Annotated in this window: 9 protein-coding genes; 8 read left to right on the top strand and 1 reads right to left on the bottom strand. The window is 74.4% G+C overall.

Annotation, left to right across the window (positions count from 1 at the left end; genetic code table 11):
- Positions 1-80 precede the first annotated feature (80 nt).
- Positions 81-530, bottom strand: a complete 450-nt coding sequence (locus tag BXY45_RS01835) for a hypothetical protein (RefSeq protein ID WP_109772546.1) — start codon at positions 528-530, stop codon at positions 81-83.
- 213 nt (positions 531-743) lie between these two features.
- Between BXY45_RS01835 and smc the strand changes: the two genes are divergently transcribed.
- The 8 genes from smc to BXY45_RS01875 all read left to right on the top strand — a co-directional run bounded on the left by smc (position 744) and on the right by BXY45_RS01875 (position 13,832).
- Positions 744-4,412, top strand: coding sequence for a chromosome segregation protein SMC (gene smc, locus BXY45_RS01840; RefSeq protein WP_109772547.1), 3,669 nt, complete (start codon positions 744-746; stop codon positions 4,410-4,412).
- A 19-nt stretch (positions 4,413-4,431) separates the two neighbouring features.
- Positions 4,432-5,655, top strand: a complete 1,224-nt coding sequence (gene ftsY, locus BXY45_RS01845) for a signal recognition particle-docking protein FtsY (RefSeq protein ID WP_109772548.1) — start codon at positions 4,432-4,434, stop codon at positions 5,653-5,655.
- 227 nt (positions 5,656-5,882) lie between these two features.
- Positions 5,883-7,217, top strand: coding sequence for an ammonium transporter (locus BXY45_RS01850; RefSeq protein ID WP_109772709.1), 1,335 nt, complete (start codon positions 5,883-5,885; stop codon positions 7,215-7,217).
- Positions 7,214-7,552, top strand: coding sequence for a P-II family nitrogen regulator (locus tag BXY45_RS01855; protein WP_109772549.1), 339 nt, complete (start codon positions 7,214-7,216; stop codon positions 7,550-7,552). Before BXY45_RS01850 ends, BXY45_RS01855 begins: the two co-directional genes overlap by 4 nt.
- Positions 7,553-7,603: 51 nt before the next feature.
- Positions 7,604-10,042 carry a [protein-PII] uridylyltransferase gene (locus tag BXY45_RS01860; protein WP_245961596.1) on the top strand — a complete coding sequence of 813 codons (2,439 nt, stop codon included), beginning with the start codon at positions 7,604-7,606 and terminating at the stop codon, positions 10,040-10,042.
- 63 nt (positions 10,043-10,105) lie between these two features.
- Complete coding sequence (gene ffh, locus BXY45_RS01865) at positions 10,106-11,722, top strand: signal recognition particle protein (protein WP_109772550.1); 1,617 nt, start codon at positions 10,106-10,108, stop codon at positions 11,720-11,722.
- 29 nt (positions 11,723-11,751) lie between these two features.
- A complete protein-coding gene (locus BXY45_RS01870) occupies positions 11,752-12,867 on the top strand; it encodes an amidohydrolase family protein (protein WP_109772551.1) in 1,116 nt (371 codons plus the stop codon).
- Between the two features lie 74 nt (positions 12,868-12,941).
- Positions 12,942-13,832, top strand: a complete 891-nt coding sequence (locus BXY45_RS01875; RefSeq protein ID WP_170131259.1) for an ABC transporter substrate-binding protein — start codon at positions 12,942-12,944, stop codon at positions 13,830-13,832.
- Positions 13,833-13,842: the final 10 nt, after the last annotated feature.

Below are 13,842 nucleotides of genomic sequence, written 5' to 3' on the forward strand. Positions count from 1 at the left end.
ATGGTGCTCCCGTGGCTCGGCCCTGACCAGGCCGTACCGAGGGTGTGCTCAGGGCGTGCTCAGGACCTGGTCAACCGCGCTCAGGCCAGTGCGGGCTCCTTGGTCTCCACCGCGGTGCGGACGGCGAGCCACCGCTGGCGCACCCGCTCTGCCACCTCGGGGCCGTGACGGAGCTCGACGTGCTTGAGCACGTGGCAGGCGTTCCCGGTGCGGAGCACGAGGCAGCCGGTGGGGCCGTGCCGGGTCCACTCCACCGAGGTGACCTCGGCCAGCGGGAGCTCCGCGCAGTGGGCCGCCGCCGACCCGCGGGGTTCGGCGGCCAGGATCGCGCGGGTGTCGGTCACAGCCAGCACGGCCCGCATGTCACCGACGGCGCCCATCAGCAGCTCGTGCACCTGCTCGTCGTCGTGGAGGTGCCCGTCGAGGATCCTGTGGAGGGTCCGCCCGGTCACCCACAGGTGCTCTCGGTTGCGCACGTCCAGCAGCTCGGGGTGGTTCTGCTCGGCGCGACGGTCCAGGCTCCAGCTCATCGTTGCCTGCCTCCTGAGGTGATGCGTCTCACGGATGTCTGTCCGGCCCGGGCGCTCTCCGGGCCGGTGTCGATCGTGCTCCTGGGCAACGATGTGTTCCAGTGGTGACGGGCATCTTGGTGCTGGGAGATTGCCGAAAGTCGGCTCGGAGCGTTCCCAGGTCTGCGCGGCGATCCCGCCTCGGGCGTCGGACCCGCCCGCTAGCGTCGGAGGGTGCACCTGAAGACGCTGAGCCTGAAGGGCTTCAAGTCCTTCGCCTCGGCGACCACGCTGCACCTCGAGCCGGGCATCACGTGCGTCGTCGGGCCCAACGGTTCTGGCAAGTCCAACGTGGTCGACGCTCTCGCCTGGGTCATGGGAGAACAGGGAGCCCGCTCGCTGCGCGGCGCCTCCATGCAGGACGTCATCTTCGCCGGCACCGCCGCCACCCCCTCCGGGCCGGGGCGGCCACCGCTGGGCCGTGCCGAGGTCTCCCTCACCATCGACAACGCCGACGGCGCGCTGCCGTTCGCCGCTCCCGAGGTGACGATCACCCGCACGATGTTCCGCGCCGGCGGCAGCGAGTACGCCATCAACGGCACACCCGCCCGCCTGCTCGACGTCACCGAGCTCCTCTCCGACACGGGCATCGGCCGCGAGATGCACGTCATCGTCGGCCAGGGCCAGCTCGACGCCGTGCTGCACGCCACCCCCGAGGAGCGGCGCGGCTTCATCGAGGAGGCCGCCGGCGTGCTCAAGCACCGTCGACGCAAGGAGAAAGCCCTCCGCAAGCTCGACGCGATGCAGGCCAACCTCGTCCGCCTGACCGACCTCGCCGCCGAGGTCCGCCGCCAGCTCGGCCCGTTGGCCCGCCAGGCCGACGCCGCCCGCCGCGCCCAGACGGTGCAGGCGGAGGTCCGCGACGCGCGCAGCCGCCTGCTCGCTCACGACCTTGCCCAGGCGCAGTCGGCCCTCGAGGCAGACCTCGCCGACGAAGCCGCGTCCGTGGAGCTCCGTGCCGACCTGGAGCAGCGCCTGGCCGCGGCGCGTACCGCGTTGGCGGCCGCTGAGGCCGCCGAACAGTCCGCCGCCGCGCGGCTGGCTCCCGCCGCGGAGGCGTGCCATGCCCTGGTGACTCAGCGCGAGGGCCTGCGCGGCACGGCCGCCCTGGCTGCTGAACGCGAGCGGACCCTCGCCGCCGCCGCGCAGGCGTCCGGGGTCCCCGGCGGGCGCGACCCCGACGAGCTCGACGCCGCCGCCGAGCGCGCCCGCGAGGCCGAGCAGGCGCTCACCGCCCAGGTGGTGGCCGCGCGCGAGGCCCTGCAGCGCGCTGCGGCTGCGGCCCGCGCCGCCGAGGCCGAGCAGGGCGCCCACGAGCGGTCGGTCGCGGCCGCCGCGCGTGCCGCCGCCGACCGTCGCGAGCGGCGGGCCCGTCTGGAGGCGCGTGTCGCCGCGGCGCGCGGCGCGCTGGAGGCCGCCGTCGCCGAGGCCGCGCGCGCCGAGCAGCAGCTCGTTGCGGCGCGAGGCCGGGAAGGGGAGGCCGCTGCTGCTCTCGCCCAGGCTGTCGGCGAGCCCTCGGATGCTCAGGACGACGACGGCGGAGCGGCCGCGTCCACGCGCTCCGTCGACCAGGCGGCTGCGGCCGCCTCGGGCGCCCTGGCTGACGCCGAGCAGCGGCTGACCGCGGCCCGTGCGGCCGAGCGGGCCGCCGAGCGAGACCGGGCCGGGGCCGCTGCCCGGCTGGAAGCCCTGGAGCTGGGCCTGGCGGACCGTCGCGACGGGGCCGGTGCACTCGTGGCGGCCGGCGCACGCCTGCCGGGGGTGCTGGGGGCGGTGGCCGGGCTGCTGCACGTGGAGCCGGGCGCGGAGGACGTCGTCACCGCTGCTCTGGGTGACCTCGCCGAGGCCGTGGTGGTGGAGTCGCTGGACGCCGCCGTCGACGCGCTGCGCCTGCTGCGCCACGAGGCTGCTGGTCGTGCCGACCTCGTCGTGCTGCCGGGCGCGCGGGCTGCCGCGGAACGGGCGCCCTCTGCCGGTGGCCGCAGAGCCGCTCACGCTGCCGGCGGCGCCATCGGCGACGCCACCGCTGAGCTGCGCGCGATCCTGCGCGGCCTGGACGGCGTCGACAGCGCGCGTCCCGTCGCATCGCTCGTCACCGCGGACGGTGAGCTGGGTCGTGCCGTGGCCGAGCTCCTCGCGGCGCACGTGGCCGTGCCGGGGCTCGCCCAGGCCCGCGCCCTCGTGGCCGCCCGTCCCTGCCTGGTCGCGGTGACGGAAGCCGGCGACGTGCTGCGGGCCACCTCCGCGCGCGGCGGGGGCGCTGGCGGCACGAGCCGCGTCCACGTGCAGGCCGCTGCCGACGCCGCCCGCGAAGCCCTCGCGGAGGCGCAGACCGCCAGCACCGCTGCGTCGCAGGAGCTGCGGGAGGCCACCGAACTGGTCACCGCCGCGCGCGACCGGCGCGACGCCGCGCTGGCGGAGCTCGCCGCCCGTGACGCCGCTGCCGCGCGCGAGGCCCGCCGCACCGGGGAGCTCACTGCCGCGGCCCGCGCCGCTGCAGCCGACGCCGCGCGCGCCGCGCAGCAGCACGAGCGCGCCCGCGCCGCCGTCGTCGTCGCCGATCAGAAGGCCGCAGCGCTCGCGGCGGAGCTGGCCTCCGACGCCGACGAGCCGGGCCCGTCCTCGATGGGGGAGCACGACGACGACGCCACCCGCAGCGCCCGTCGCAGCAGCGAGCTGGCCACCGCCGCCACGGCCGCCCGCGGCGCCGAGGTCGAGGCACGGCTGGCGCTGCGCACCGCCGAGGAGCGCGAGCGTGCCAGCAGCGGGCGTGCCGAGGGGCTGGCCCGCGCCGCGCGCCAGGAGCGCGCGGCGCGTGAGCGAGCCGCCGAGCAGGCGCGGCGCCATCGCGCCGGCCAGGCAGTGGCGGCTGCGGTCCTCGCGGGTGCGCAGGCGTCACTGGAGGTGCTGGAGCGGGTGCTCGCCGCGGCCGGGCGGGTCCGTGAAGAGGCCGGCGAGCAGCGCGACGGGGCGGCGGCGGCCGTGCTCGAGGGGCGTCGGGCGGTGGAGGTGCTGATCAGCGAGCTGGCCGCCCTCACCGACGCCGCACACCGCGAGGAGGTCGCGCGGGTGGAGCAGCGTGCGGTGCTCGACGCGTTGCGCGCTCGCGCCGCCGACGAGCTGGGCCTCGACCCCGAGGTGCTGCTGGCCGAGTTCGCCCCCGGGGAGGACTTCGACAGGCCCGAGCAGGAGGCGCGGCTGGCCAAGGCGGAGAAGTCGCTCGCGCGGCTGGGGCGGGTGAACCCGCTGGCGCTGGAGGAGTACGCGGCGCTGGAGGAGCGGTCAGCGTTCCTCACCGCCCAGCTCGACGACCTGCGCACCACCCGCGCTGACCTGCTGGAGATCGTCAAGACCGTCGACGAGCGGGTGCAGCAGGCCTTCGCGGAGGCGTTCGCCGACACCGCCGCCGCCTTCGACAGGATCTTCCCTCGGTTGTTCCCCGGCGGCGAGGGGCGCCTCGTGCTCACCGACCCCTCGGACCTGCTCACCACCGGGGTGGAGGTGGAGGCGCGTCCGGCGGGCAAGCGGGTCAAGCGGCTGAGCCTGCTGTCGGGGGGCGAGCGGTCGCTCACGGCGGTGGGTCTGCTGGTGGCGATCTTCACGGCCCGGCCGAGCCCGTTCTACGTGCTCGACGAGGTCGAGGCCGCCCTCGACGACGCCAACCTCCGGCGCCTGCTGGCCGTGCTCGAGGAGCTGCGGGCTTCCAGCCAGCTCATCGTCATCACCCACCAGGAGCGGACCATGGAGATCGCCGACGCCTTGTACGGCGTGACGATGCGCTCCGACGGGGTGACCGCGGTGGTGAGCCAGCGGCTGCGGGAGCGGGCAGCCACCGGTTCCTGAGGTCTGCGAGGCTGGCCCCGTGGAGACGCTCGACCTCATCATCGGCGCCGTCGTCCTCGTCGGGCTGCTCACCGCGGGACTCGCGGTCGGCCTGGTGCGCCGCGGCCGCGACACCGCCAGGCGCACCCTGGGTCGCCGCCCTGGCCAGGACGCCGGTGGCAGTGGCGACGACGGGCACCTGCCCGGCGTCGGCGACGACGCCGAGGTCCCGCGCGACAGTGCCACCCGCACCATCGACACCCTCCCCGCTCCCGACCTCGAGCTGCCGGAGGAGCCGGCCGAGCCGACAGGGCCGGCCCGGGAGCGGCCCGAGCCTGTTGCCGGCCGCCTCGTGCGCCTGCGCGAGCGGTTGGCCCGTTCCAACACGGCCCTCGGCCGTGGCCTGCTCGCCCTGCTCAGTCGCGACACCATCGACGAGGCCACCTGGGAGGAGGTCGAGGACACGCTGCTCCTGGCCGACCTGGGCGTGGGCCCAGCCACCGAGCTCGTCGACAGGCTCCGCCTGCGGGTGCGCACCCTCGGCGAGCGTGACCCGCAGCGCGTGCGCGCCCTGCTGCGCGAGGAGCTGCTCGCCGTCGTCGACCCCTCCATGGACAGGACGCTGAACACCTCGCGCCCCGCGGACTCGCCCGGGCACCCTGCCGTCGTCATGGTGGTCGGGGTGAACGGCACCGGCAAGACGACGACGGTCGGCAAGCTCGCGCGGGTGCTCGTCGCGGAGAACAAGGACGTCGTGCTGGGAGCGGCGGACACCTTCCGCGCCGCTGCCGCAGACCAGCTCGCGACCTGGGGGGAGCGCGTGGGCGTGCCCACCGTCCGCTCCGACCGTGAGGGAGCCGACCCCGCCTCGGTGGCGTTCGAGGCCGTCAAGGTCGGTACCGAGTCCGAGGCCGACGTCGTCCTGGTCGACACCGCCGGTCGCCTCCAGAACAAGGCGGGGCTCATGGACGAGCTCGGCAAGGTCAAGCGCGTCATCGAGCGCACCACGCCGGTCAGCGAGGTGCTGCTCGTGCTCGACGCCACCACCGGGCAGAACGGGCTCAAGCAGGCCGCGGTCTTCTCGCAGGTGGTCGACGTCACCGGCATCGTGCTGACCAAGCTCGACGGCACGGCCAAGGGCGGCATCGTCGTGGCGGTGCAGCGGGAGCTCGGCGTTCCCGTGAAGCTGGTCGGGCTCGGGGAGGGCCCCGACGACCTCGCCCCGTTCGACGCGGAGGCGTTCGTCGACGCGATCCTCGCCTGAGGGCGCCTGAGGAACCGTTCGGGGGACGTCGGACCGTTGTGAAACACAGTGTTCACGCACAGGGGTACGAGGACACGACCCAGTAACAGCCTGGGGACGCGGGGTTAACAGGGGATCGGCACCTTCTTCCCAGCGCCCCCACACCGGGGGCTCGCGGCGCGAGGGGGACGGCGCCGTTCTGGGTTCCTCGGCCCGCGCAGGGCCGCGCTCTCTCAGGAGGTATGCCGATGGTCGACACCGGCGCGACCGCCTGGGTCCTGACCAGCGCCGCTCTGGTGCTGCTCATGACCCCCGGTCTGGCGCTCTTCTACGGCGGAATGGTCCGCCCGAAGAGCGTTCTGAACATGATGATGATGAGCTTCGGGTCGCTCGCACTCATCGGGGTTCTGTGGGTGCTGTACGGCTACTCGATCGCCTTCGGTCAGGACGTCGGCGGTGGCCTTCTGGGCAACCCGACCGAGTACCTCGGTCTCAAGGGCCTCATGGAAGACACCACCTCTGAGTCCGGCGGTCTTCCGGCCATGGCGTTCGTCGCCTTCCAGGCTGTCTTCGCGATCATCACCGTGGCCCTCATCTCCGGCGCCATCGCCGACCGCGTGAAGTTCTCTACCTGGATGGTCTTCGCGGGCATCTGGGCCACCATCGTCTACTTCCCGGTCGCCCACTGGGTGTTCGACTTCAGCAACGACGACACCGGCCACGTCGGCGGCTGGATCGCGAACAACCTCAAGGCCCTCGACTTCGCCGGTGGTACCGCCGTCCACATCAACGCCGGTGTGGCGGGCCTGGTGCTCGCGATCATCACCGGCAAGCGCCGCGGCTTCGGCCGTGACCCGATGCGCCCGCACAACTTGCCGCTGGTGATGCTCGGCGCCGGTCTGCTGTGGTTCGGCTGGTTCGGCTTCAACGCCGGTTCCGCCCTCGCGGCCAACAACACCGCCGCGGTGGTCTTCGTCAACACCATCGTCGCCACGAGCGCCGCGATGCTCGGCTGGCTCGTCACCGAGCGCTTCCGCGACGGTCACGCCACCTCCCTGGGCGCCGCCTCCGGCGCGGTGGCCGGCCTGGTGGCTATCACCCCGGCCTGCAACGCGCTCAGCCCGGTCGGCTCGATCATCATGGGCGCCATCGCCGGCGTGCTGTGCGCCCTCGCGGTGGGCCTGAAGTACAAGCTCGGCTACGACGACTCCCTCGACGTCGTCGGCGTCCACCTCGTCGGCGGCCTCTGGGGCACCCTGGCCATCGGCCTGTTCGCCACTGCGGCGGCCCCGGCGGGCGCGGATGGCCTCTTCTACGGCGGCGGGGCCGGGCTCCTCGGCACCCAGGCCGTCGGCGCCTTCGCGGTACTCGCCTACTCGGCCGTGCTGACCGCCATCATCGGCTTCGCCCTCAAGGCGACCATGGGCTGGCGCATCCCTGAGGAGGACGAGGTGGCCGGCATCGACCAGGCCCAGCACGCCGAGTCCGGTTACGACCTCGTCGGCACCTTCGGCGGCCACGGCCCGTCCGCGGGTACCGCAGCCCCCACCAGCAAGCGCACCTCTGAGGGAGCCTCGGCATGAAGCTCGTCACCGCGGTCATCAAGCCGCACAAGCTCGACGACGTGAAGAGCGCGCTGGAGTCGTTCGGCGTGCAGGGCATGACGGTCTCGGAGGCCAGCGGTTACGGCCGCCAGCGCGGCCACACCGAGGTCTACCGCGGCGCGGAGTACACCGTCGACATGGTCCCGAAGGTCCGCCTGGAGGTCCTCGTCGACGACCTGGACGCCACCGGCGTCGTGGAGGCGGTCGTCAAGGCCGCCGCCACCGGCCGCATCGGTGACGGCAAGGTCTGGGTGATCCCCGTCGACGACGTCGTGAGGGTCCGTACCGGGGAGCACGGCGCGGACGCGCTGTGATCTGGGGCTGACACCCCGTACTTCCCCACTGCACTGACGAGAGGGCGAGCCGTGACCGCAGGAGCCATCCCCCGACGGGACCTCCGGCGAGAGCGGCTCGCCCTCGCCGTGCGTGCGGGCCTGGACGACCCGGCCCGTGGGCCCGAGCGCCGCGAGCGGCTCGCCGGCCTGGTCGACGCCTGGCTGGAAGACGTCTGGACCGACGCCGTGCTGTCCGACCCCGCCGGGCCCGCGGCCGGAACCCACGCCACCGCCACCGGTATCGCGCTCGCCGCGGTCGGCAGTCACGCACGCCGTGACGCAGGCCCCGCCAGCGACCTCGACCTCGTGATCCTCCACGACGGGCGCCAGCTCGACACCCAGGGCGTCGCCGCCCTCGCCGAGCGGGTCTGGTACCCCGTGTGGGACGCCGGTCTGCGCCTGGACCACTCCGTGCGCTCCCCGTCCCAGTGCCGAGAGGTGGCCGCCGCCGACGCTTCCGCGGCCGTAGGCCTGCTCGACCTGCGCCCCCTCGCCGGAGACGCCGCCATGGTGCTGCGCACACGCGAGGCCGTCCGTGAAGACTGGCGCCGCTCCGCGCGCAAGTGCCTGCCGGTGCTGCTCGACGAGGTGGCCGCGCGCCACCGGCAGCAGGGCGACCTCGCCTACCTGCTCGAGGGAGACCTCAAGGAGGGCCGGGGAGGGTTGCGCGACGTCGTCGTCCTCCGTGCCCTGGTGGCGAGCTGGGTGGCGGACGCCCCGCACGGGCCCCACGGCGCCGTCGACGCCGCCGCCGCGACGCTGCTCGACATCCGTGACGGCCTGCAGGCGGTCACGGGCCGCGCTGGCGACCGTCTGCTGCTGCCCGAGCAGGACGCCGTGGCCGCCGCCTTGGGACTGGCCGACGCCGACGAGCTGCTCGCCCGCGTGGCCGGTGCCGCGCGCGCCGTGGCCCACGCCCTCGACCGCACCACCCGCCGAGCCCGGGGCGCGTTGACCTCCCGCCGGGGTCTGCGCCGCGCTCGTCCGCGGCTGCGCAGCCTCGGCGCCGACCTCGTCGAGCACGAGGACGAGCTATGGCTCGGTGCCCAGGCTCGCCCCCAGACCGACCCCGCACTCGCGCTGCGCGCCGCCGCGACCGCGGCCCGCGCCGGCATCCCCCTCTCGCCCATCACTGCCGAGCACCTCGCCTCCGGCGGCGCACCCCTGCCCGACCCGTGGCCGGTGCCGGCCCGCGAGGCGCTCATCGACCTCCTCGGCACGGGCGAGGCCCAGGTGCCCGTCTGGGAGACCCTCGACCAGGCCGGGCTCGTGGTGCAGTGGTTCCCCGAGTGGGCCGCCGTGCGCAACCGGCCCCAGCGCACCGTGGTGCATCGCCACACCGTCGACAGGCACCTCGTGCAGACCGCGGTGGAAGCCGAGCCGCTGCGATCCTCGGTGTCCCGCCCCGACCTGCTCCTGCTCACGGCCCTCCTGCACGATCTCGGCAAGATCGGCAACGGTGAGGAGCACTCCGCTAAGGGAGCACCGATCGCCGCGGCGGTCGCCCGCCGCGTGGGCCTGTCGTCCGCTGACGCCGACGTCGTCGGCAGGCTCGTGCTGCACCACCTGACGCTGGTCGACCTCGCCACCCGCCGCGACCCCGACGACCCGCGCACCGTCGCCGAGCTCGTCGACGCCGTCGACGGCCGCGAGGACGTCCTCGACCTGCTCCGCGCGCTCACCGAAGCCGACGGCCGCGCCGCTGGTACCGCAGCGTGGACGGCGTGGCGCGCGCGCCTCGTCGACGCTCTCACGGCTCGCGCTCGGCGCGTGCTCCAAGGACACGAGCCGCCCGGCCCGGCCCCACTGACGCCGCAGGAGGCCGAGGCCGTGCAAGGGGTGAAGGCCGACGGGCACCCCCGGATCAGCGTCGACGCGGTGGCGGGCCTGCACGCCGTCCATGTGGTCGCCCCCGACCGTCCCGGTCTCTTCGCCGACCAGGCGGGCCTGCTCGCCGCCCACCGCCTGTCGGTGCGCTCCGCGCTCGTGCGCACCGTGGAGGGGCCGTGCGGCGGCCCCGGCGGTCCCGGGGTGGCCGTCGACACCTGGTGGGTGGAGGCACCCGCCGGCCTGCCGGACCCGAGCGTGCTGCTCACCGGGCTGCGCCGCCTGGCTTCCGGAGACGACACCGTGCTGGAGCCGATGCGCCGGCGCGACGCCGGCTGGCGGCCGGGCAGCTCCGCCGCCGCCACGCGCGCCACCGCTCCGCCCCGCGTTCTCGTGCTGCCGGGCGCCTCGGGTGAGGCGACCGTCGTGGAGGTCCGCGCGCTCGACAGGCCCGGGCTGCTGCACGCCCTCGGGTCGGAGCTGGCCAGCATCGGCGTCGAGATCCACAGCGCCCACGTCGCCACCTACGGCGGCCAGGCGGTCGACGTCCTCTACCTCGGCGAGCCGGACGGTAGCCCGCTGGCCCCCGCCCGCGTGGCCGCCGCGGTGTCGGTGCTCGGCGCCGCAGCCGACGTCGACTGAGCCGCAGCTCCAGTCCCGCCCGAGCCGACGAGCGACGGGTCGCCCGCCGGTAGCCTGGAGGGCGTGTTCAGCTCCCTGTCCGACCGGCTCACCGCGACCTTCAAGGGCCTGCGCGGCAAGGGCCGGCTCACCGAGGCCGATGTCGACGCGACGGTGCGCGAGATCCGCCGCGCGTTGCTCGAGGCCGACGTCGCGCTGCCGGTGGTGCGCGCGTTCACGGGCAGCATCCGCGAGCGCGCCCTCTCGGCGGAGGTCTCCCAGGCGCTGAACCCGGCGCAGCAGGTCGTCAAGATCGTCAACGAGGAGCTCGTCGGCGTCCTCGGTGGCCAGACCCGGCGGCTGCGCTTCGCCAAGAACCCCCCGACCGTGATCATGCTCGCGGGTCTGCAGGGCGCCGGAAAGACCACGCTGGCCGGGAAGCTCGGCAAGCACCTCAAGGAGAGCGGGCATACGCCGCTGCTCGTCGCCTGCGACCTGCAGCGTCCCAACGCTGTCACCCAGTTGCAGGTGGTCGGGCAGCGCGCCGGCGTCGAGGTGTTCGCGCCCGAGCCGGGCAACGGCGTCGGCAACCCGGTCGAGGTGGCGCGCCGCGGCGTCGAGCACGCGCGTGAGAAGCAGTACGACGTCGTCGTCGTCGACACTGCCGGCCGCCTCGGCGTCGACGCCGAGATGATGCAGCAGGCCTCGGACATCCGTGACGCCACGCAGCCCGACGAGGTGCTGTTCGTCGTCGACGCGATGATCGGCCAGGACGCCCTCGCCGTGGCCCAGGCGTTCCAGGAGGGCGTCGACCTCACCGGCGTCGTCCTCACCAAGCTCGACGGCGACGCCCGCGGCGGCGCCGCCCTCTCGGTGGCCACGACCACCGGCCGCCCGGTGCTGTTCGCCTCCACCGGTGAGGGCCTGGGCGACTTCGAGATCTTCCACCCCGACCGGATGGCCTCGCGCATCCTCGACATGGGTGACGTGCTCACCCTCATCGAGCAGGCCGAGCGCGCCTTCGACGCGCAGGAGAGTGCGGCGCTCGCCAGCCGCTTCGAAGCCGGGGAGGACTTCACCCTCGAGGACTTCCTCACCCAGATGCAGGCCCTCAAGAAGATGGGCCCGCTCAACAAGGTCCTCGGGATGCTGCCCGGCATGGGCGCCATGAAGGAGCAGCTCGACGAGCTCGCCAGCGACGGCGCGATGAAGCGCATCGAGGCGATCGTGAGGTCCATGACGCCGCTGGAGCGGCGCAACTCCAAGGTGCTCAACGGCTCGCGGCGCGCCCGCATCGCCCGCGGTTCCGGTACTGAGGTGAGCGAGGTCAACCAGCTCATCGACAGGTTCACCGAGGCCCAGAAGGTGATGCGCGCCATGCGGGCCAAGGGTGGCGGTGGGCTCGCCTCCGCTCTCGGCGGCATGGGCGCCGGCGCCGGTCCCGGCGGCGGCATGGCGGGCATGGCCGGCGGCAAGAAGTCCCGCGGGCGCATGCAGGCTCAGCCGCCCAAGGGCAAGAAGGCCAAGTCAGGAAACCCCGCCAAGCGCGCCGAGCAGGAGCGCGCCGCCGCCGAGAAGGCCCTCGCCAGCCGCGGCTCGGCGTTCGGCCCCGGCGCGGCCTTCGGCGCGGGGGAGGACGAGCCGCAGCTGCCGCCGGGCTTCGAGCTGCCGCCGGGCTTCGAGAAGCACCTCGGCCGTTGACAGGCCGCCGACGTGCCGCTGACGCGTCGATGAGCGTGCTCCACCTCACGGGGCCCGTACTGGCCCGCCTCGACTCCTCCGGCGAGGTCGAGGTCCGTGACCAGGCGTGGGTGCTGGATGGCCGGATCACCTTCGACCGCCCGTCGTCCGCGGGGTCCACCGAGGGCGTCGAGGTGCTCGACGGGTGGGTGCTGCCCGGCCTCGTCGACGCCCACAGCCACGTGGGCCTCGGACCGGCCGGCCCCGTCGACGAGGCCACAGCCCGCCGTCAGGCCGAGACCGACCGCGACGCCGGCGCGCTGCTGCTGCGCGACGCCGGCTCCCCGGCCGACACCCGCTGGATGGACGACGACGACGCCATGCCCCGCGTGCTGCGCGCCGGGCGGCACGTGGCGCGCTCGCGGCGCTACCTGCGCGGGGTCGGGGAGGAGGTCGAGCCGGATGACCTCGTCGCCGCGGTCAGCGCGCAGGCCCGCGCTGGCGACGGCTGGGTGAAGATCGTGGGGGACTGGATCGACAGGACGACGGGGGACCTCGCCCCGTGCTGGCCCGTCGAGGAGCTGACCCGCGCTGTCGAGGCGGCGCACGCCCTCGGCGCGCGTGTGGCCGTCCACACGTTCTCCGAGCAGACCTTGCCGGACCTGCTGGCCGCCGGTGTCGACTGCTGGGAGCACGCCACCGGCCTGGACGGCGAGACCGCCGCCGCAGCCGCCGCGGCGGGCGTGGCCATCACGCCGACCCTCGTGAACACGGCGCGGTTCCTCGAGTTCGCCGCCGCCGGAGCGCCGAAGTTCCCCACCTACGCCGCGCACATGCGCGCCCTGCACGCCCGTCGCTCGCAGGCCGTGCGCGACGCCGTCGACGCCGGGGTGCGGTTGCTCGTGGGCACCGACGCCGGGACCGAGATGCCGCACGGGCTGGTCGCCGACGAGGTCGCCGCGCTCGTCGGGGCGGGGCTCACGCCGCTGCAGGCGCTCAGCGCCGCCAGCTGGGGTTCCCGCGCCTACCTCGGGGCATCCGCCCTAGAGGAAGGCGCCCCGGCGGACCTGCTGGTGTTGCCGGCCGACCCCCGCGAGGACGTCGAGGTGCTCCGCGCCCCACGCGCCGTGGTGCTGCGCGGACGCGCTGTCGCGCCCCGCGGCTGATCGAGCGGCTGATCGAGCCGCTCATCGCGCTCGGCCGTCATCCGGTCGCGCGGGTCTTGACTACTGTTCGGCGCGTGCTGCGTCGACCTGTCCTCCTGCTCACGGCCCTCGCGGGTGCCACCGCTGTGCTGGTGGCCGGCTGTGCCCCGCAGGACGAGGCCGGAGGCGCCGCCGCTGCGAGCACCGGTGGATCGGCGACGACGACGGCGAGCTGCTCGCCCGCCGACCTCAAGACGCTGAAGCCCGGGGTCTTCACCGTGGCCACCAGCAAGCCTGCCTACGAGCCGTGGTTCTCCGAGGACGACCCGAGCAACGGCAAGGGCTACGAGTCCGCGGTCGCCTACGCCGTCGCCGAGCAGCTCGGCTACTCCCAGGACCAGGTGACGTGGACGGTGGCCGACTTCAACGCGGCCATCGCGCCGGGACCCAAGGACTTCGACGTCGACATCAACCAGTTCTCCATCACCGACGAGCGCAAGCAGGCCGTCGACTTCTCTACGCCCTACTACGACGTGGCGCAGGCCGTGGTCACCGAGAGCACCTCGCCGGCCGCGTCGGTGACCGACCTGGCCGGTCTCCAAGGACTGCGCTTGGGGGCCCAGGTGGGCACCACGAGCTACACGGCCATCACTGACCAGATCAAGCCCTCGCAGCAGCCGAGCGTCTTCAACACCAACGACGACGCCGTCGCCGCGCTGAAGAACGGCCAGGTCGACGCGATCGTCGTCGACCTCCCCACCGCCTTCTACATGGCGGCGGCGCAGCTCGACGCCGGCAAGGTGGTCGGCCAGCTCCAGACGCCCAGCGGCGGCCCCACCGACACCTTCGGCATGGTGCTCGACAAGGGCTCGCCGCTCACCGCGTGCGTCAGCCGCGCCGTCGACACCCTCCGCGAGGACGGCACGCTCGCCGAGCTGCAGCAGCAGTGGCTCGACGAGGCGGCGCAGGCGCCCGTCCTGAAGTGACGTCCTCACG

Source organism: Quadrisphaera granulorum, assembly GCF_003149145.1.
Taxonomy (GTDB): Bacteria; Actinomycetota; Actinomycetes; order Actinomycetales; family Quadrisphaeraceae; genus Quadrisphaera; species Quadrisphaera granulorum.

Coding starts and splice junctions, on each gene's coding strand:
- BXY45_RS01835 (WP_109772546.1), bottom strand. CDS start 530: ATGAGCTGGAGCCTGGACCGTCGCGCCGAGCAGAACCACCCCGAGCTG.
- BXY45_RS01850 (WP_109772709.1), top strand. CDS start 5,883: ATGGTCGACACCGGCGCGACCGCCTGGGTCCTGACCAGCGCCGCTCTG.
- BXY45_RS01855 (WP_109772549.1), top strand. CDS start 7,214: ATGAAGCTCGTCACCGCGGTCATCAAGCCGCACAAGCTCGACGACGTG.
- BXY45_RS01870 (WP_109772551.1), top strand. CDS start 11,752: ATGAGCGTGCTCCACCTCACGGGGCCCGTACTGGCCCGCCTCGACTCC.